Below are 20,466 nucleotides of genomic sequence, written 5' to 3' on the forward strand. Positions count from 1 at the left end.
CATTTATTAACTCTGTCTATTATTTTTTTTGTTTCAATTAGTTCCGTGTTTGTATACAAACAAATAAATGTGCATAGAGAAATTCGTTAACGCATTAATATTCTGAGATTTATTTGCCATTCATTAGAAAATGTACGTCAACTGTCTGCTTATTCTCTGTTCCAAGTACCTATATAAATGGCGGTATTGGGAGCGAATACTCGACAACTGGAAAGCAACACGGTCCTGATTCACGACGGAGTCGTGCCGATGCGGAGAGAGCTGCTTTCCCTGCACTTTCCGCTTGACCGGATTGGGAATTTTCCTGACGGCAGCCTACCGTACCGAACAGCACCATGTGGGATCGAAACCGTGGCGACCGCCGAACCGGTGCAGCACCGGCGGGCGACGAACCCTTCACGGAACGGCAGAACGCAGTTCTCGATCGGGCGTATGCTCGTCGAAGACTTTGCCCGGAGCGAAACGCCCCCGTTTCCGCGGCGTTCTGTTGACGTTTTTTAAGGGAGGCCCGTTAGCGGGCGCGGTCCTGGATGTTTGATCCCAGGGATTGATGGGATGTTCGTGACAAAGCCCTTCAAGCAACGCCGCTAGGAAAAGAGCAGGTCGCCTTCGAACAGACTGCTGACTTCCTGAAAGGGCAGCCTGCTTTCGGACCCACCAAGGTCTGCCGTCAGCAAACCACCGGACCAGTCGTCGAAAGCAGAGCCGTCATCGTTCAACACATCGCCATCACACGAATCCAGATCGCCGAGGGTCAGACTGAACCCTTTCAGTTCGACGAAATCGTCGCCTTGGCGGAAGTCGACAAACAAGTCGTGCTGTGCGTCCAGATTTTTGAAAATGAAGATATCGTCGCAGTTTCCGCCGACGAAAATATCGTCGCCTGTGACATCGTCCGTTCCGGGATCTGCGTAACGGGTCATACCGACGACAGGACCGTCGAAACCGTCTTTGTTGAGGTCGCCACCGGAAGCGACTGCGCTCCCGAATGTCGAGTTGGTTATAGTGTCGCCGGTGTTCAGATCCGCAGTCGGCGCGAGTTCGAAACTGGCGGGTCCGGAGAGAGCCGAAGCACTGTCATCAACTCCAATAATGCTGATACCCAGCGTCGTGGTGCTGGTCGCACCCCGGGTGTCGGCCACGGTGTAGCTGAAGATGTCGACCGGGATTACTAGATCTGACCCCAGCGCTTCTGTATTGGGATCGGCGTTATCGAGTTTATAGGTCCAGGACCCGTCGGCATTGATCGTCACCACGCCATAAACGCCTTCAATGATCTGTCCGACATTGCCGGCGGAGCCGTTGACCTGGGTGACTGTCAGGCTATCTCCCTCGGCATCGCTGTCGTTCGTCAGTACATTGCCCTCGGCGCTGTCGTCACCGGCATCATCCGGTCCCGCTTCCGTCACCGGATCTCCAAAATTGCCGTCGCTGACCGCAACAGGAGCGTCGTTCCTGCCGGTTACGCCTATAGTCAGCGTCGACTGGTCGGTGGCGCCGTGTTCATCGCTGACCGTGTAGGCCGCGACAATCTCGATCTCCTCTCCCTCGGCGAGGAACTGGATGGATTTATCAGTGGGATCGAACACATAGCTGCCGTCGGGGTCGAGGGTCAGTCCATCAACGGCTTCGTCCAGAATGTATATAAGGTCCGCGTCGTCGTCGCTATCGCTGTCATTGTCGGCCACCGAACCATTGACGACCGGTCCGTCTTCCACAGCAGAATTGGTATCGCTGACGGCAACCGGACCATCATTCTCACCGATTACGCTGATTGTCAGCGTTGACTGATCACTCGCACCGTGCTCGTCGGTGACCGTATAGGCCGCTGCGATCTCGATCGTCGCGCCTTCGGCAAGGAACTGAAAGGCCGCGTCCGGCATATCATACGCATAGCTGCCGTCGGGATTGAGGCTCAATCCATCGACAGGTTCGTCCAGACTGTATGTCAGGACCGCGCCGTCGTCGGCATCGCTGTCATTGTAGGCCACCGATCGGTAAATGGGTGGAGCGTCTTCCCTCACCGTGGCAGTGTCCTCAACGGCGACCGGAATATCGTTCCTTCCGGTCAGGTGGATTGTCAGCGTTGACTGATCGCTCGCACCGTGCTCGTCGGTGACTGTATAGGCTGCCTCGACCTCGATCACTGCTCCTTCGGAAAGCGACTGGAAGGTTTCGTGGGCGGGATCGAAGGCGTAGCTGCCGTCTGTATCGAGGTTCAATCCGTCAACGGGCACATCCAGCGCGTATGTCAGGACCGCGTCGTTGTCGATATCGCTGTCATTATCAGCGACCGAACCGTTGAGGACCGGACCGTCTTCCACCGCCAAATCCATGTCCTCGACGGCAACGGGCGCGTCATTGGCCCCTGCCAGACGCACAGTAGCCATGGCATCGTCCCTGTTGTCGCTCGCGTCGGCAGCAACATAGGTGAATGTGTCAATCGCTTCCTCGCCCTTGCCCAGGGAGCCGAACATCCCGTTCGCATCGTAGCTGAACGAACCGTCGGCACTGACCGTCAACAAGGCTCCGGAGGAAAGAGTCGTCGTGGCGATACCTTCACCCGTCCGGATGATCTTCGTGCCCGTCAGTGACACGTCGTCAATCTCCAGGATCTCGCGCCATCCCGAAACTTCAGCGGTGATACGGAGCTGCGCCGTTTCAGCATTCCCCGCCAGATCGGATATGTCGTAGGCAAGGTTTGCAAACCCCGCACCGACGGCGACTTGCTGTCCGCTCTCAGAGCCGACGAAGACCTGTTGAGCGCCTGAACCTTCAAGTTCGAATTCATCGATGACCTGATAAGACCCGTCATCAAGGCGAACCTCCACGAGCACTCCGGACCCGTTTTGTGCCGAATTCCTGAAACTGCTGCCCCATAGCAAATCCGCGTTGAGGGAAAACGAAAGGGTTTCATCATTCAGATCGGCAATGTCGACGCTATTGAATTCGAGGACGCCGTCAAAAAGCGCATTGGCCTGTGCGACGCCGTTTAATCCGAGAAGGTCGGTCTGCGCGACCGTCTCCGGAGCAACGACGAAGTTTCCCGCATGATCAAAGTCTTCATGCAGGGCAGTAAAGAGAACTTCTGTCGTCTCGAACAGGGCGATACCTTCAACAGAGACGATCGAAAGGCCGGCCCCGCCTTTGTCGCCATCATTGGCGAGAAGACCCGTTTCATAACCGTTTGCGACCTGCTGCAGGCCACCGATCTCGACGTCGTCGATCCGTATGATATGGCTGATCTTGGAAAGTTCGGTGGTCAGTCGCAGCTGAACACTCTCGGCGCCATCCGGAATGACATAGGAAAGTCGGCCGGTCTCGCTGTCGAAAACCTGACCGGTGTCGCTGCCGACGAAGGTCTGCAACTCGCCGGACGAGGCGGCCTGGAACAGGTCCAGCAGCTGGAATTCGCCGCCATCGATACTGACTTCGACCCGCAGGAAATCCGCGTCCGCGGTTCCGGATCCTGCAAAACGACCGGAATTGAACCCGTCGGCTTCGATCGAGAACCCGATTGTCCCGTCATCAATCGCCGAGACGTCGACCGGTTCGAACAACAGCGTCCCGTCGAACAGGGAATTGGAGAAAGCCGTGCCGAGAAGACCCAACATGTCGCTTTCGGCAACCGTTTCCAGGGAGAAAAGGTTGAGACGCCCCGAGAAGTCCTCTTCGAACACAGTGGTAAAACCGGACGCAACTCCTGCTTGGGCATCGACTGAAAGAACCTGATCGACGGACGGATCCAGTTCCAGTTCATCGTTGAGCGCCTGCCAGTCGGCGGCGGCCTGAGAAGCGGTGCTACGGGAACTTTCAGACATGGTGCGAACCTCCAAACGATACAGATCGCGCCTGAATCAATCAGTTTACTGCTGATCAATGCGACCCGATATATCGACTGAAGATCTTCGTTGGCTTTACAAGCCGAAATCTAATCGTTCTATTCTTCTGTCCATTCGTTGTTTGCATGATCTTCAATCATGGAGATCATTAGATGATATTCTTATTGTTAAATCCATGGATTGTACTATCAATATTACTGGTAAGATAAATTCAGTTCTTCGACAATAGATCATTTCGACGAACCGGTTTTCGACACGGCGGAATGCGCCATGCGCAGGCAAAAGGATGAGACCACCCGCTCCATCCTACTCCTTGGGATGAACAATCACCCGGGGCCGCCACCGGGGGATGATACTCGGCGCCGGTGACATCGGAAAAAGCCAGCACGGCGTTGCGGGACCGCATCTTGTCGCCGATACCGGATTGCCAGGGTCAGGACCTGTTGATTAAGGGGGTTTTCAGGTTCAGGCAAATCAGATTCAAAGCAGGAAACGAAGGAGTTTTCTGATGTCTGATATGTTCTGATTGTCCGCCCATCTTGCCGGTGCAACCGAACCGGTCGACCGTTAACGCTGCGACCACTTCACCACGGAGGAAACTGAGACGCCAAACCGGGCCGCCGCGGATCGACAACTCTCGCCGGCCAATACCGACGAAACAACACGTGCTCGCAAATCATCGGATAGAGGTGCTGTCATATGATGCTGGCCTCCTTATCCAGCCAGCATCTTGAATCACAGATCACATCGGAGGGGAAACCCTCACAATTCCATCAAATCCGGAAATGCTCCAGGCAGCGATCTGTCCAGAAATCCCTGACGGCGGACACCGACGGGACAAGTCCATGCGCCACTCAATAACCACTTGCTCGAAAGCACAGGGCTCTTCCCGACACACCTTCTTGCGATAGGTATTTATTCAGCCGGTTCGGCGACTTGCTCCATGTCAAACCTGAATCCCGCATAATCGATCGCCTCTTTGGCGCATTCGGCCCGGTAATTGGCGAATCCGCCGGTGTACATAGTCAGACCTTGCGGCTTACCCTTGACGTTTGCGCCGACCCACCATGTCTTGGCCTTGCGCACCAGAGAGCGCGACGCAAGGGCCGCCACCAGATCCATCCATCCGTCTTCTGCGGCCAGAGTTGGCTCGGCCGCGGAATATCCATTCGCCTCCATGTGGGACATCAGATCAGCGATCCAGTCCACGTCGTGTTCGCTGATGGTGATGATATTCGCCAGCGCCGCAGGGCCATTGGGACCGCATGTCATGAACATGTTGGGGAAACCTTCTGTCATCAACCCCAGATGAGTCCGCGAGCCTGACGCCCACTTATCCTTTATCTTCACTCCGTCTCGGCCTGTGACATCGATCGCCATCAGGGCGCCCGTCAGGGCGTCGTAACCGGTTGCGAAAATCAGCATGTCGAGTTCGTACTCGCCGGCGGATGTGCGAACGCCCTTTTCGGTTATCTCTATGATTTCTTCGCCGTTCAGGCAGTCCACCAGATGGACGTTGGGCAGATTGTAGGTTTCGTAATATCCGGTGTCGAGACAAGGACGGCGCGCGAAGATCGGATAGCCGCGCGGCTTCAGCGCTTCCGCCGTCGCCGGGTCTTCGACGACATCTCCGATCTTGGAGCGGACGAACTCAGCCACCTGCTCGTTGGCCTCTTCATTGATCATAAGGTCGCCGAACGAACCCAGAAATGTGTGGCCGCCATTGATCCAGGCCTGTTCCATCGCCTCTTTACGCTGATCCGGCGGCAGGCTGAAGAACGGGCGGCTCGAAACCGGCCGCGTTCCCCCGGTCGGATTGTTGCGCATCGCTTCCCGGAGACTGCGATAGTGCCGCTTCATTTCGACCACGTATTCGGGCTCCAGCGCGCGGTTGCGCATGGGCAGCGTGAAACTTGGCGTCCGCTGGAAGACATAGAGTTCACCGGCCTGGCGTCCGACTTCCTGAATGATCTGGATGCCGGTCGATCCAGTGCCGATCACTCCGACGCGCTTGCCTTCGAAAGACACCGGTTCATGCGGCCATATCTGAGCTCTCAGCAATTCTCCCTTGAAGGCGTCTATGCCGGGAATGTCCGGATCTTTGGGGATCGACAACGGTCCTGTTGACATGATGCAGTATGGCGCTTCTATCACGTCGCCTGCGTCGGTGGTCGCTCGCCATTTGCTGGTTTTCTCATTCCATTCTGCAGAGACTACCCGCGTATTGAAGCGATAGTGGTCGCGAAGTTTCAGACGATCCGCAACGAAATTGGCGTAGGCGAGAATTTCGGGCTGGGCGGCAAATTGCTCGGACCATGTCCATTCCTGCTCGATCTCCGGCGAGAAGCCGTAGCTGTAGTCCACGCTCATCAAATCGCAGCGCGCGCCTGGATAGCGGTTCCAGTACCACACGCCGCCGACGTCTCCGCCGCCTTCGACGCCGATGACGGATTTACCCATCTCGCGGAATTTGTAGACGGCGTACATTCCGCCAAAACCTGCGCCGACGACGATCACGTCGCATTTGGAGATCGTGTCTCCGGCGTTATTTGCGTCAGAATGGCTCATGAAACTACTCCTCGTTTTTCAGAGATTTCGGTTTGGGGTCTCATCTGCTGCGCACCAAGCGCACGAGATTCTGGACTTCTCCCACCACGCCGCGACGAAAGAAGATGATGACCAGCAGGAGGATTGCGCCCTGGGCGATCAGCGACCACTCGCCAAACTGCGAGAGTTCGTCGTTCATCCAGATAACAAGACCGGCGCCGACCATGGGTCCGACAAGCGTACCGAGACCGCCCATGAGGGTCATCAGGATCACCTCGCCGGAGACGGTCCATGACACGTCGGTGAGCGTTGCGAACTGGAAAACAGTCGCCTTCAGCGCGCCGCCAAGCCCGGCCAGACCGGCTGACAGCGTGATGGCCAACACCTTGTAGCGTTCTGGACGGAAGCCGAGTGATTCCACGCGCGGCTCGTTGTCGCGAATGGCTTTGAGGACTTCGCCGTAGGGGGAATGCACAATACGATACACGAGCGCGACGGCTGCGACAGCAAACGCCAGAACGACATAGTAGTAGGCATTGTTGTCAGCGACGTCGATGACGCCGAACAGATCGTTGCGCGGAATACGCTGCATTCCGTCTTCGCCGCCGGTGAATTCGGACTGCAGAAGCACGAAGTAGATGAATTGCGAGATCGCGAGCGTGATCATGGCGAACTGGATGCCGCTGCGCCGGACGGACACCAGGGCAACGCCGTAGCCGATCGCGGCGCTGAAAAGCGCGCCGCCAAGAATCGCGATTTCGATGGAAATCGGGGTCGTCTTGAGCACGTATCCGGTTATGTAGGCCGCGGTTCCGAAAAACATGGCGTGCCCGAAACATAAAAGTCCCGCATAGCCGAGCAGCAGATTGAAGGACGACGCGAAGATAACGAAGCAGAGCACGGTCATCAGCAGAACAGGATAGACGAAAAACGGCGCGGCGATCGCGACAATCAGCAGCAAGCCGATGAGGAGAAGCCGGTTCATGTCGAGGTCCCCCTGCCCGATGTCAGCCCGTTGGGTCTCAGGACCAGCACAATGATCATGATGACGAAGATCACCAGATTGGCGGCTTCCGGATAGAACACCTTCGTCAGACCTTCGACCACGCCAATGAGATAACCGGTCAGGACCGCGCCGACGATGGAACCCATTCCGCCGATCACCACGACGGCGAAGATGACGATCATCAGGTTAGAACCCATTGAGGGAGAAACCTGGTAGATGGGAGCAGCGAGAACGCCGCTCAATCCCGCGAGTCCAACCCCGAATGCGTAGGTTAGGCTGATCATACGAGGCACGTTGATGCCAAACGCTTCGACAATGTCGGGTTTTTCGGTTGCAGCCCTGAGATATGCGCCGAGCTTTGTCCGCTCGATCAACATCCAGGTTCCGATGCAGACCAGCAGCGAGAACAACACGACCCAGAGCCGGTACCATGGCAGGAACATGAAGCCCAGATTGACGCCGCCTCGCAGCGGCGGAGCATAAGGCATGCCGCTTGAGCCGAATTGCTGGCGCATGAGGCCCTCGATGATCAGCACCGCCGCATAGGTGGCCAGCAGGCTGTACAGGTGGTCGAGATGCTGTATCGGCCGAAGGATCAAGCGCTCCATGATCAGCCCGAATATCGCGACCATGATCGGCGCGATCACCAGCGCTCCCCAATAGGAAACGCCGAATGTGGTCAGCAGGAACCACGCCGCGAATGCGCCGAGCATGTACTGGGCGCCATGGGCGAAATTGACGACGTTCATCAATCCGAAGATGATGGCGAGCCCGAGACTGAGCATCGCATAAAAGGACCCGTTGATCAGGCCAATCAGCAGTTGTCCCATGATGAGCTGGATGGACAGATGTTCGAACATGTCGGTCAGACCCCCAGGTAGTTCTTGACGCGTCCCATGTCCGAGACGAGTTCTTCGGCGCTCAGCGTATCGACCACTGCGCCGTGTTCGATAACGATGTGACGGTCTGCAACCAGGCGAGCGAATTGCAAATTCTGCTCGACGAGAAGAATTGTGTAACCTTGCGCCTTCAGGCGCAGGATCAGTTGGCCGATTTCCTTGACAACCACCGGCGCAAGTCCTTCGCTCGGTTCATCGAGCAACAGAAACTGCGATCCTGTACGCAGGATGCGCGCAATAGCCAACATCTGTTGCTCGCCGCCGGAAAGCAGCGTGCCACGACTCTTGCGTCTCTCCCGCAGGTTTGGAAACTGCTTCAGAAGTTCGCTGTCCGGCACGCCGCCCTGACGCAGGACCGGAGGCAGCGTCAGGTTTTCGCCGACGTTCAAAAGGGAGAATATCGCCCGTTCTTCCGGACAATAGGCAATGCCCTTGCGCGCGATCTGGAACGTTCGCTTGCCGATCAGTTCCTCATCTTCGTAGCAGATCGAACCCGTGCGTTTGCGCACGATTCCCATGATAGAGCGCAGCGTGGTCGATTTGCCGGCTCCGTTGCGACCGATGAGTGTCACGAGTTCGCCGGGACGGACGTCGAAATTCATGCCGTGCAGCGCCTGGGATTCGTTGTACCAGGCCCTGAGATCCTTGACCTGAAGCAAGGGAGCGGCGTTTGCGTCAGAGTTCATCGACGCCTCCCATATAGGCCGTTATCACATCCGGGTCGTTGGCGACCTCGTCATAGGTCCCTTCAGTCAAAACCTCGCCGTGCTGAAGCACGGTGATGCGTTCGCACAACGTCGCCACCACCGAAAGATTGTGTTCGACGATCAGGATGGTTCGGCCATCAGAGACTTCCGAGATCATCTTCGTGATGGGCTCGATGTCCTCGTGTCCCATGCCTGCTGTCGGTTCATCGAGCAGGAGGACCTTCGGATCGAGCGCCAGCGTTGTCGCTATCTCCAGAGCGCGCTTCTTGCCGTAGGAAAGTTCGGCTGCAGTCAGATCGAGGGCGTTGGCCAATCCGACGCGCTCCAGCAACTCGACCGCACGCGCGTTCAACTCGGACACTGCGCTGATCGGCGACCAGAAACGGAACGATTTGCCGTAGTCCGACTGCAACGCGACACGGACATTCTCCAGACATGTGAGGTGCGGAAAAGTCGCCGAAATCTGGAATGAGCGAACCAGTCCAAGCTTGGCCACCTGCGCCGTTCTCAGACGGGTTATGTCTCTACCCTCAAGGAACACCTTGCCTGTTGTCGGACTGAGCGTTTTGGTAAGCAGATTGAAGCACGTTGTCTTGCCGGCGCCGTTGGGGCCGATCAACGCGTGAACGGATCCGCGCCTGACCTGCAGGTTCACGCCTTTAACCGCATAGAAACCGGCGAAAGACTTGCCGAGATCCCTGGTCTCCAGTGCGTAATCCTGCGCGCTTGTGGTGTCGATTTGCGCCGTATCCATAATCGCTGACACTCTTCCTCCCCTGGTCGCGCCCGCCTTCACGGCAGCCGCAGCACCGCCTTGGCAAGAATATTTCTCTGTATTTCGTTGGATCCGCCGAAAATGGTCGGCGCGCGGGAGTCGAGATACAGGTTCATTGCGTCGACCTCATTGTCGCCAACCGGCAGATCGTCATAATATCGCGCCTCCTCGCCTGCGACAGCCAATGTCTCCTCGGTAATGCGCTGATACAATTCACTGCAGAAAATCTTGAGAACCGAGACTTCCGCGCCAAGCTGTCCGCCTTCGCGCAGGATCTTCGCGAATTTTTCGAACGCGGATCCAAGGTCATTCAGGTCCAGCAGCAGACGCGCATAACGCGATCGGAATGCGGGGTCGTCGAAAGCGCCGCGATCTTCAGCCAGCATTTCCAACCGCTTGAGCGCGTATTCGGGACGCGATGGAGCACCCAGGAAGATCCGTTCATGTCCAAGCACAGACTTGGCGAGCGCCCAGCCCTGATCGACTGCGCCAACAACATTCTTCGCAGGGACGCGCACGTTCTCGAAGAACACCTCGCAGAAATCAGCTTCGCCCCGGAGATTGGCGATCGGCCGGACAACAACCCCCGGCGTCGTCATGTCGACAAGCATAACCGTTATGCCGTTTTGCCGTTTGTTGTCGTCCTTTGTTGTGCGAACAAGCAGAAGGATCCAGTTGGCGCAGTGTGCAAGAGTCGTCCAGATCTTCTGGCCATTGACGATGTAATCATCTCCGTCGCTCACGGCGGATGTCCGCAGACTTGCAAGGTCGGAGCCGGCGTTCGGCTCCGAATAGCCCTGACACCACACGTGCTCTCCGGAGAGTATCTTCGGAAGAAAATTCGCCTTCTGTTCGTCCGTTCCGAATTCTATTAGCAATGGACCTGTAAGACCAATGCCGTGATCGGGAATGCGAGGACAACCCAGGCGAGCCCATTCTTCGACGTAGACGATGTGCTTGGCGGCGTCGAGTCCCATGCCGCCGTGTTCTTGTGGCCATACCGGCGACAGCCAGCCTTTCTCCGCAAGCGCGTGATACCATTCCGCCACCTCGTCGAAGACCGGTCGCTGCTTGCGCATGAAACGCAGATGCGACGGGCAGTTCGCATCGACCCATTCGCGGAATATCCCGCGGAATTCGTCATCAGACAGGGCGTTCCAGTCCTGCTGCTGCATTACAGTTCATCCTTGAAGACAGGCGCGCGCTTTTCCATGAAAGCGCGCATGGCTTCCTTGCTGTCATCGTTTCGGGTCATCTCGACAGTCAGATTCTGTTCGAAACGATATCCATCCTTGAGCCCCATGGTTTCGACCGTGTTCAGGGCGCGCTTCGCCAGCTTCAGCGCTTGCGGGCTTTTCGAAGCGATATTGGCGGCCATTTCCATGGCGGTTTCCATCAATTCACCAGCCGGAACACAGGCTTCGATGAGACCGCGGCGATAGAGTTCCTCAGCCGGCGCCCGCCAGCCGGTCAGCACCATGCGTCGCGTCAGCGCGTGGGGGAAAACACGCATCGTGTGGCGCACGCCGCCCATGAGACCGATATCAATTTCCGGCAAACCGAAAACCGCATTTTCAGACGCCACTATGATATCTGAACAGATCGCGAGCCCCATGCCTGCGCCGAGCGCCGGTCCGTTGACGGCCGCAATGACCGGAATATTGGATTCCATAATGACGAATCCGACCTCGCGCGCGCGCCGTAGGTGCCTGTAGGTGTCCCCAGGCTTGGCTTCAGCGACGATCTTTGCCCGGGCCTTGACGTCGGCGCCGGCCGAAAAGCACTTGCCGTTGCCGGTCAGAACGATGCAGCGAACGCCGACGGTTTCGTTGAGTTCGTCAAAAACCTCAATCAGTTCCTCCATGAACTCTCGCGACTGGGCATTGACGGGAGGCGCGTCCATCGTCACGACCGCGACGTGGTTCTCAATTGAGGTCTTGATCAGATTGTTTTGCATGGTCGCTCCTTTCAGGCAGCTCGTTCGGTTGCCAGATACTGCAGCCGAAGCTCTTCCGGCTGGCCGAGTGTTGCGTTGAGATTGATGGCCCGTTTCATGTAGAGGCCGATATCGCATTCATCGGTGAAACCCATGGCGCCATGGAGCTGGATGGCGCGCCGGGTAATGCCGATTGCAGCGTCGCCGGCTCGCGCCTTGGCGGCTAGCACGGCCTGTGAAGCGGCGGCGCTGTCGGGTTCTCCAAGTTTCTCCGTCGCATCCGTCACAGCCGAGCAGGCAAATTCGGCGTCGCTCCACATGTCGACAAGCCGATGCTGGATGGCCTGAAAACTGGCGATGGGTTTACCGAACTGTATCCGCTCCCGCGTGTAGTCCACTGTGGCTTCCAGTGCTTTAGACGCAATGCCGGCAAGTTCCGCCGCAATCGCCAGGCGGTTTGTCTCGATCGCCCTGACCAGCGCCGTCTCGACCTTGTGGCCGCGCGCGAGAACATTGCCGGAAGGAACCGAGCAACCGTCAAGGTCCACTGAGCCCAACTGGGCGTCATCGACGGATGCGCGCAGACTTACGCCAATCCCGCCCGTGTCCGCCGGAAGATGAACCAGAACGCTATCGCCGTCTGATTGAGCCAAAACGAGATAGTCGCTCGCCGATTGTGCGGCGCTTACGAGTCCTGCGCATCCGTTCAACAGGACCTCGCCATCCTTTTCAGTGGCTTTCAGCTCGGCGCGCGCGCCGCGCTCAGTCTGCCAAAGGGTCGTGACGATGCGCGATCCGTCGACGAGGCCGCCGGCCAAGGCTGAGGTGTTTGCGCCGTGGTCGGCGCCCATCAAGAGCGCGCCGGAAAAAACAGCAAGCTGCACATATGGTTCGGTGAGAAGCCCCCGGCCCAGGCTTTCGCACAACACCACAAGTTCGCGGCTTCCGAGTTGCAAACCACCCAGTTCCTCGGGAAGCAGGAGGCCCAGCCAGCCCGCTTCCGCCATTGCTGTCCAGACGCTTCTGTCCAGATCGCTCTTTCCGGCCCGTCGCGAACGCATTACCTGTGCGCCGTCGATGCGCTCTGCTAGGGCGTTGGCGCTCTCACGCAGCATTCCGAGCGTGTTATCGTCGTCATCCAGAGAGATAAGCGGCATGTAGGCTCCGTTCGTTTGAAATGTTGCGCATCTTCGACATCACATCAGGCCGGTAGCTCATAGTCCTTGAACTGCTCGCGCAGCTTCATTTTCTGGAGCTTGCCGGTGGCTGTATGCGGAAGATCGTCGACGAAGACGACGTCATCCGGAAGCCACCAGGACGCGACCAGCGGTTTCAGATGATCGAGAATCGCATCTTTGGTGACTTCCGCTCCGTCCTTGCCGACCACGATCAGCAAAGGTCTCTCCTGCCATTTGGGATGCGGTCGGCCAATCACCGCCGCCTCCACCACCGCCGGATGGGACACGGCCGCATTTTCGAGGTCGATCGAGCTGATCCACTCTCCACCGGATTTGATGACGTCCTTGGATCGGTCGGTTATGCGCACATATCCATCTGGATCAATCGTCGCGACATCGCCGGTGGAAAACCAGCCATCCCGATCGAGAACGTCCCCCCCTTCGCCTCGGAAATAGCCCGAGGTCACCCACGGACCGCGCACCTGCAGATCGCCGGGCGTCTCGCCGTCGAAAGGCAACGCCTCGCCGTCGTCGTTCACTACGCGGATGTCAACGCCGTAAACAGGCCGTCCTTGCAGAACCTGAACATCGTATTTGCCTTCACCCGCGAGTTCCGCATGTCTGGGAAGCAGATTGCAGACTGTGGCGACCGGGCTTGTCTCGGTCATCCCCCAAGCCTGAATGGTGTGGACGCCCATTTCGTCGAAAGTCTTGATGATCGCTCGCGGCGCGGCAGACCCTCCGATCATCACCCGTTCCAGCGACAGCATCGCCGGATCGGCGTCTGCGTCTTCGTCGATATACTTCAAAAAGCCCAGCCACACCGTCGGGACGCCGAGCGAGAACGTGCAGCGCTCCGCGACGGCAAGGTCGAAAAGGCTTTTGCCGTCGAGTTTTGGCCCGGGCAGCACGAGACCTGCCCCGCACAGAGCGGAGGCGTAGGGAATACCCCAGGCATTGACGTGAAAGAGCGGCACCGCCAGCAATGTCGTGTCGCGACGGTTGAGCTGCAGACCGTCTACCTGACAGGCCATCGAAGAATGAAGCACAGTCGAGCGGTGCGAGTAGAGCACGCCCTTTGGATTGCCGGTGGTTCCGGATGTGTAGCAAAGCGACGATGCTGTTCGCTCGTCAAATTGCGGCCAATTATAGGGTTCGGCGCTCTGCTCAGCGAGCAGTTCTTCGTATATCAGCGCACTTTCAGGCATCCCGGCGGCATGCTCCGCATCCGTCAACGCGATCATGTTTTCCACAGCCGGCAGCTTGTCGCGCAAATTGGCGACTGCGCTGGCGAACGTTATGTCGAAAAATAGCGCGCGGCTTTCGGCATGGTTCAGAATGTATTCGATTTGCTCGGGAAACAGACGGGGATTCACAGTGTGCAACACCGCTCCAATGCCTGAGACTGCGAAATAGAGCTCCATGTGACGATGGGTGTTCCACGCCATGGTTGCGACGCGATCGCCCGGCGTGACGCCGAGAGAGACAAGCGCTCTTGCCAGACGGCGAACACGTTCAGCCATCGTGCGGTAGGACAGTCTCACTACCGGTCCTTCGCAAGTGCATGACACGATTTCACTCTCAGGGTGGAATCGTTCCGCATGTACGAGCAGACTAGAAACAAGCAAGGGCTTGTCCTGCATAAGACCGAGCATCAATAGTCCTCCCATTTGTGGCGTTTCCTCAGCGCCACGCTGTTTTCCAAACTCGCTGAACGGCCGGGAAAGTCAAAGAATATCCACGGAGTGAAGTTCAATTTCATATCTGTGAATTTCCCGGGTGCATCACCCTCATTAGAGATGCTTTTCAGGCATCCGCGACTTCCGGGTCGCTTGCATTTCCTGCGTTTCCAAAGGATGTCCAGCCGCCATCCACGTACAGGATGCCGCCATTGACGTAGGAAGCTGATGGAGACGCGAGGAACCATGCGGCATCCGCCACATCTTCAGGACGTCCAAAGTCACCCATGGGAATGCGCTTTCGAATTGCATTGGAATCGATGCGTCCCGCCTGCTCCAGGGCAGCTACGCCCGGCGTACGGATATAACCGGGCGCAAGTGTTGCGCTTCGAATGCCTTTCGGCCCCAACTCCGCCGCCAAGCACCGTGTGAAAATGTCTACGCCCGCTTTCGACGCTCCATAGGCGTGCCGTGGGGCAAAAGGCAGAAAGGTGTTGATCGATCCGAGATTGATCAACACGCCTCCCGACGAGTCCATCAGAGGAATTGCGGCCCTCGCACAAAGAAATGTGCCGGTCAGATTGATATCCAGAACGCGTTCAAGATCGGCCGCGCTCTGTTCGAGCGCCGGTTTGAACTCGTCCGCGATGGCGGCGTTGTTGATCATCACGTCGATACGGCCAAACCGGTCACGGATGCGTTCAAACGCCTGCGTTACATCACTCTCGCTTGAAATATCAGCTTGCAAGGCGAGTGCATGGTTATCCAGTTCGAGGGCAATCGGTTCCGGTGAATCACGGTCGATCAGCACCACCTGATCGCCGGCGGCGGAAAATCGCCGCGCGATCGCTGCGCCGATGCCCCGCGCCGCGCCGGTTATAACCGTAACCCGTTTGCTCTCCGACAAAACAGGCGTTGCGGTTTCGGCTCCGGGTTGACCGTCCACCGGAGGATGCGCATGGCCAGGCTGGTTGAAGGAACCCCAGCCGCCATCAACCGCGAGGACCGAACCGGTAATGTAGCGCGCGGCGTCGGACGCCAGAAAGACCACAGCGGAAGCCATTTCGTCGGGACGGCCGAGGCGACCGAGCGGCACGCGCCGGCGGACGGCCGACAGGTCGGCCTTTCCCTCCGCTTCAAGCGCGGCGACCATCGGGGTAAGCACGTATCCAGGCGCGATGGCGCAAACGCGGAGGCCGCGCGAGGCCCACTCGCAGGCCAGTGACTTGGTCAACGATATCAGGGCTGCCTTTGAGGCCGCATAGGCGTTACGGCACGGGTTGCTGACCACGCCCGCGAGCGAGGCGGTGTTCACGATAACGCCGCCAGGTTGCATGCGTTTTACCGCTTCGCGGGCCAGGACGAATGGGCCGCTGAGATTGGTTCGGATCGTCGCCTGGAAACCGGCGAGGTCAGTATCGACTGTCGCTGCCATGGTCGGCGCCCTTGCAGCGTTGTTGACAAGGACATCGACGCGTTCGCACACCTCGTCGATGCGGGCGAACATCGCCGTAACCTGTTCTTCGTCCGACTGGTCGCATTCCAGTGCAATGTGGCCTTCGCCACAGGCGGCGACAGCCGCTGCTACGCCGCTGTTTGGCAGGTCTACGCCAATCAACCGGGCTCCGGTTTCAGCAAATTGCTCCAGCAGCGCGCGGCCGATGCCACCCGCCGCCCCCGTAATGATTACTGTACGCATTCAGTGGTTCTCCTTACTCGGATGCCTGGCGGCGGAAGAAGCCGTTGCGGTGAAGCAGACCGTTTCCGGGCGCCGTGTCGGTCTCGATTACGCCGCCAAAGAACACGCGGTGGGCGCCCTCCTCGACGTGCCGCACGACACGGCAGTCGAACCAGCTTATGGCGCCAGCGAGAATCGGAGCGCCTGTCGCACGCTGCTGCCATTGTCCGAATTCGAATCGCGCGGCCGGATCAGGGTGCGGCTCGGAAAACCGCCGAGCGATATCGGATTGATCCTCGCTGACGAAATTGACCGCGAACGCGCCCGCTTCCGCGATAAGAAGCGGCGCGGCGGTGACATGTTTCAGACAGACCGCCAGCATTGGCGGTTCCGTCGTTACTGAACAAATGGCGGTGCACGTGACGCCGTCGTATCCGTCTTTCGTTTGGAAAGTCACGACGGCCACGGGCGATGGCACGTTGCTCATTGCGGACTTGTATTTTCCGACAAGGTCGCGGGTCAGCATTTCGGTCGAACCGTCATCCACTTGGAAGCCCTTTCGCTGGTTTCGGGACAGCTAGTCGTTACTGGCGAAAAGACGATAAATCGGGTCTTCGGGTTTGGCGCCTCCAACTGGCTGTCGTGGTCCGAAGCGTTCCTGTTCGCTACCCTTGGGGACCGTCTGTTCCTCTACCCAGTCGTAAATTACAGTGCGCCGGGCTACCCGCCATTCGTCCTGACGTTTTTCAAACTGATCACAATAACGACCGACGAGAAGATACTGTCTGGTCACGCCATCAGCGCCCGCGCCACGCTGGTAAGCGGTGAAATAGCTTTCGACATCCGCCTGGTCCGAATCGGGGAACTGAATAAGTATATTGCTGACGACATGAATATTGCGCGCTCCGGACGCCCAAACCTTTTTGGCCATCTGGACAAAGCCTTCGATCGGACCGTTGTAGGCGCCGTGATTATCGATCGCATCAGGCCAATAGGCGCTGCGCAACGCTTCCTCGTCCGCCCGGTCAATTCCGCGGCAATATCGGTACATGCAGTCGCGAATGGCTTCCCGGTCGACTAGTTCGACCACAAGCGCCTCGGTGGATCTGTCGGTCATTGTTCACACTCCTCCTTCCTCACGATCAGGGCGTCCAGCGCAACAGCGCCCTGGCCCTCCGGCATCACGCGCACCGGATTGAGATCTATGCTGTCGATTTGATCGCGGTGCGCGTATGCGAAACGCGACAGATCCGAAAGGAGTTGGGCAAGCGCTTCGATGTCGCTGCGTCCGGCTCCGCGCACGCCCTCGAGCAACGGGAAACCCTTGATCTCCCGAATCATCCGGCGCGCTTCCTCGAGACCGAATGGCGCGGCGCGGAAAGTCACGTCCTTCAATACTTCCACAAAGATGCCGCCGAGGCCGAACATGACGACCGGACCAAGAACCGAGTCCTGCGCCACGCCAACAATCGTTTCCACTCCATCGCCCAGCATGGGGGCTACAATAAGCCCCTCGACACGGGCATTCGGCCTCATTTCAGCGGCGCGCGCGAGAATCGCTTCGGCATTGTCCCGCACCGTTTGCGCATCCCTCAGATTGACTGCAACGCCTGAAATTTCCGTCTTGTGCGCGATATCCGGCGAACAGATTTTCAGAACAACCGGATATCCGATCTGCTCCGCCGCCTTCACCGCTTCATCAGGCGTTGACGCCAGCCGTTCTGCAGGGAAACTCAATCCGGCTTCGGTAAGTATGACTTTTGCGGTCACTTCACTCATGGCGCCGCTATCGGGTAACGGAACAGGCGACATGGGCGCTGGCGGTGCTTCCTTGTCTTTGCGGGCGAAACTGTCTGAGAAACGAACCAGCGCGCCCAGCGAGGACGCGAGCGCCGATCCGTCTTCATAGACAAGGAAACCCTCGGCCTCGTAACTGCGCACCACGTCTTCCGGCGCGGACATTGTGACGCTGCGGATGGAATGCGGCGATGCGGCTACTCCCTGCATGATCGCAGAGCGCAGCGGTTCGGCAAAGGTTGGGCTAGCAGGGCCGGCGCCAAGAATCGCCGTGAACACGTCATAACCACCCATGGTAACCATCGCCTCGACGCTTGACGTAATCAAGTTCATATCCGTGGCGGCTTGCGCTGTGGCGTCGACCGGATTGCGAGGCGAGGCGTAAGGCAGCAAGGCAAGAAGTTTCTCCTGCGCCTCCCGGGGCATTGGCGAAACATCAAGTCCCGCTGCTGCGCTGTCGTCGGCCAGTTGTATCCCGAAGCCGCCAGATAGCGTAAATATTCCGATTCGGTTGCCAGCCGGATACCGTCCGGCTGCGCACGCATAAGCGATATCGATTTGCTCAGCGGTGGTCGCCGCCCGGTGTACGCCATACTGACGCAATACTGCATCGAACACTTCGTCCGAGCCGGCCAGGGCTGCTGTATGCGAGGCCGCTGCCTCAGCGCCGACAGTCGATCTCCCGGTCTTCATGAAAACGACGGCCTTGCCGTTATCACGGGCCGTTTCGAGCGCCTTGATGAAGACGTCACGATCCTGCACGCCTTCCGCATAGGCCATCACAACCCGTGTTTCATCCTGACGCACCATCCAGTGAAGCGCCTCGGCGACGTCGATATCCGCTTCGTTGCCAGTGGTAATCCAGTGGCTGACGCCCAACCCCCGCTTGCGGGCGAGATGAGCCAGATGGGCGCCATAAGCGCCGCTCTGGGACACGATGCCGACTGGGCCGGGCATTATGAACTGTTCGTCGAGAATGACTGAAAACGTGCCGTAATATCCCTTCGCGGGATTGAACACCCCAAGGCAGTTCGGGCCCAGCAGTCGGAGGCCGGCCTCTTTGGCGAGGCCAGTCATGCGTTTCTGCTGCGCTGCGCCTTCCGCGCCTGTTTCCGCAAAGCCTGCAGAAAATACGATGGCCGATCTGACGCCGCGCGCGGCACAGTCCTCAACTGCCCGCAATGTCGCTGAGGCAGGAACTGCAAGAATGGCCGTGTCGGGCGCTTCCGGCAAATCGGCAAGCGCCGCATAGGACTTCATGCCCTGCACCGTATCCCGTTTCGGATTAATCGGATAAACACCGCCTTTGAAGCCGCCGTCGCGCAGATATCGTAATGGCCGACCACCAATTCGCGCAGGATTGTCGGATGCGCCCACCAACGCGACGCTGGCCGGCGACAAGAGCGTTTCAATGGCGTCAGTCATTCTTCATGGCTCCTTGATGCTGTCCCAGCCGCGGCTCCGGCAGCCCCGCTACGCCCAGTCCCTCAATGGCGAACAGATGCCCTCCGAGGGGATGTCGAGAAATGGCGCGTCCCGAACCGGAATTCTTGATTGAAGTTACGAACAGCGTTGTGAGATCAGGGCCGCCGAACGCCATGCAGGTGGGCATGTCTGTTGGCGCCTGAACCATACGGTCCAGCTCTCCGTCAGGGGTAAAGCGTGCAATCTTGCCTGCCTGGACGAGCGCAACCCACAGACAGCCTTCGCTGTCGACGGTCGCGCCATCCGGGCTCGATGCAAACCGCTGCGTATCAGCGAACATCCTGGGTTCGGTCAACGCCGCGTCGTCGGCGCCGTAGGAATAGGCGCGGATTATGCGATCAAGACTGTCCGAGAAATACATCATGTCGCCGTTCGGACTGAAGCCAAGCGTATTTGCTATCCGGATTCCGTTGGCCAGCACCTGTGCCGACCCGTCAGCCGAAACACGCATCAGTTCGCCCACAGGTTCGGCTTGGACGCCCATTCCGCCACATACGAACCGGCCCTGGCGATCGACCTTGCCGTCATTGAACCTGGCATGCTCATTTTGATGCTCGGGTATATAGAGAGGCTTGACCGCCCCGCTTTCCACATCGACCAGGTAGAAACCGTCGACAAGCCCGGCCACAAGGCCGCCGTCTTCGGTCAATCCTACCGATCCAACGATTGAGGGTGTGTCGATGCTGTGGCACCCCGTACTGCCAATATCATGATAGCGAATCTTGCAGGCGGTTCCATCCACCCAGTAGAGGCGCTGCCGACGATCGTCCCAGACCGGGCTCTCTCCAAGCATATCCGGTTCTTGCGAAATCCGCGTCGCTGTAACGGTGTTTATGTGCGAAGCCATGGCGTTCTGCTTTCCGATTCAGGCCAGTCCGGTACGGTTCGGGTCGCCGCCGACGAGGCGACGACGACCCTCCCGGGAGGAAGCCCGCTT

The 20,466-nt window shown here is 58.3% G+C and carries 15 protein-coding genes and 1 pseudogene; all 16 read right to left on the bottom strand.

What is annotated here, in order from left to right:
* Positions 1 to 587: 587 nt before the first annotated feature.
* The 16 genes and pseudogenes from K1W69_RS26030 to K1W69_RS26105 all read right to left on the bottom strand — a co-directional run bounded on the left by K1W69_RS26030 (position 588) and on the right by K1W69_RS26105 (position 20,376).
* Positions 588 to 3,821: a cadherin-like domain-containing protein gene (locus tag K1W69_RS26030; protein WP_220231418.1), complete on the bottom strand. Its 3,234-nt coding sequence runs from the start codon at positions 3,819 to 3,821 to the stop codon at positions 588 to 590.
* Between the two features lie 591 nt (positions 3,822 to 4,412).
* Positions 4,413 to 4,541: pseudogene (locus K1W69_RS26035) on the bottom strand (helix-turn-helix domain-containing protein); the annotation flags it as partial.
* A 216-nt stretch (positions 4,542 to 4,757) separates the two neighbouring features.
* Positions 4,758 to 6,410 (bottom strand): flavin-containing monooxygenase, encoded by a 1,653-nt coding sequence (locus K1W69_RS26040; RefSeq protein WP_220231419.1) that lies wholly within the window; start codon positions 6,408 to 6,410, stop codon positions 4,758 to 4,760.
* A 40-nt stretch (positions 6,411 to 6,450) separates the two neighbouring features.
* Positions 6,451 to 7,374: a branched-chain amino acid ABC transporter permease gene (locus K1W69_RS26045; RefSeq protein WP_220231420.1), complete on the bottom strand. Its 924-nt coding sequence runs from the start codon at positions 7,372 to 7,374 to the stop codon at positions 6,451 to 6,453.
* Entirely contained in the window at positions 7,371 to 8,255 is an 885-nt protein-coding gene (locus K1W69_RS26050) for a branched-chain amino acid ABC transporter permease (RefSeq protein ID WP_220231421.1), read from the bottom strand. The genes K1W69_RS26045 and K1W69_RS26050 overlap by 4 nt, the downstream gene beginning before the upstream one ends.
* 5 nt (positions 8,256 to 8,260) lie before the next feature.
* Entirely contained in the window at positions 8,261 to 8,980 is a 720-nt protein-coding gene (locus K1W69_RS26055) for an ABC transporter ATP-binding protein (protein WP_220231422.1), read from the bottom strand.
* Positions 8,970 to 9,755, bottom strand: a complete 786-nt coding sequence (locus tag K1W69_RS26060; protein WP_220231479.1) for an ABC transporter ATP-binding protein — start codon at positions 9,753 to 9,755, stop codon at positions 8,970 to 8,972. Before K1W69_RS26060 ends, K1W69_RS26055 begins: the two co-directional genes overlap by 11 nt.
* Positions 9,756 to 9,793: 38 nt before the next feature.
* Positions 9,794 to 10,951, bottom strand: a complete 1,158-nt coding sequence (locus K1W69_RS26065; RefSeq protein ID WP_220231423.1) for an acyl-CoA dehydrogenase family protein — start codon at positions 10,949 to 10,951, stop codon at positions 9,794 to 9,796.
* Positions 10,951 to 11,733 (bottom strand): enoyl-CoA hydratase/isomerase family protein, encoded by a 783-nt coding sequence (locus tag K1W69_RS26070; RefSeq protein ID WP_220231424.1) that lies wholly within the window; start codon positions 11,731 to 11,733, stop codon positions 10,951 to 10,953. Before K1W69_RS26070 ends, K1W69_RS26065 begins: the two co-directional genes overlap by 1 nt.
* Before the next feature lie 11 nt (positions 11,734 to 11,744).
* Entirely contained in the window at positions 11,745 to 12,869 is a 1,125-nt protein-coding gene (locus tag K1W69_RS26075; RefSeq protein WP_220231425.1) for an acyl-CoA dehydrogenase family protein, read from the bottom strand.
* Between the two features lie 44 nt (positions 12,870 to 12,913).
* The gene (locus K1W69_RS26080; RefSeq protein WP_220231480.1) at positions 12,914 to 14,545 is read right to left on the bottom strand and encodes a long-chain fatty acid--CoA ligase; all 1,632 of its coding nucleotides are present in this window, start codon (positions 14,543 to 14,545) and stop codon (positions 12,914 to 12,916) included.
* A gap of 151 nt (positions 14,546 to 14,696) precedes the next feature.
* Positions 14,697 to 16,268: an SDR family oxidoreductase gene (locus K1W69_RS26085; RefSeq protein ID WP_220231426.1), complete on the bottom strand. Its 1,572-nt coding sequence runs from the start codon at positions 16,266 to 16,268 to the stop codon at positions 14,697 to 14,699.
* A gap of 13 nt (positions 16,269 to 16,281) precedes the next feature.
* Entirely contained in the window at positions 16,282 to 16,794 is a 513-nt protein-coding gene (locus K1W69_RS26090) for a flavin reductase family protein (protein WP_220231427.1), read from the bottom strand.
* A 30-nt stretch (positions 16,795 to 16,824) separates the two neighbouring features.
* Positions 16,825 to 17,364 carry a nuclear transport factor 2 family protein gene (locus K1W69_RS26095; protein WP_220231428.1) on the bottom strand — a complete coding sequence of 180 codons (540 nt, stop codon included), beginning with the start codon at positions 17,362 to 17,364 and terminating at the stop codon, positions 16,825 to 16,827.
* Positions 17,361 to 19,469 carry an acetate--CoA ligase family protein gene (locus tag K1W69_RS26100; protein ID WP_220231429.1) on the bottom strand — a complete coding sequence of 703 codons (2,109 nt, stop codon included), beginning with the start codon at positions 19,467 to 19,469 and terminating at the stop codon, positions 17,361 to 17,363. The genes K1W69_RS26095 and K1W69_RS26100 overlap by 4 nt, the downstream gene beginning before the upstream one ends.
* Positions 19,462 to 20,376 carry an SMP-30/gluconolactonase/LRE family protein gene (locus tag K1W69_RS26105; protein WP_220231430.1) on the bottom strand — a complete coding sequence of 305 codons (915 nt, stop codon included), beginning with the start codon at positions 20,374 to 20,376 and terminating at the stop codon, positions 19,462 to 19,464. The genes K1W69_RS26100 and K1W69_RS26105 overlap by 8 nt, the downstream gene beginning before the upstream one ends.
* Between the last annotated feature and the right edge of the window lie 90 nt (positions 20,377 to 20,466).

Source organism: Flavimaribacter sediminis, assembly GCF_019492055.1.
In the GTDB taxonomy this organism is placed as follows: domain Bacteria; phylum Pseudomonadota; class Alphaproteobacteria; order Rhizobiales; family Rhizobiaceae; genus Flavimaribacter; species Flavimaribacter sediminis.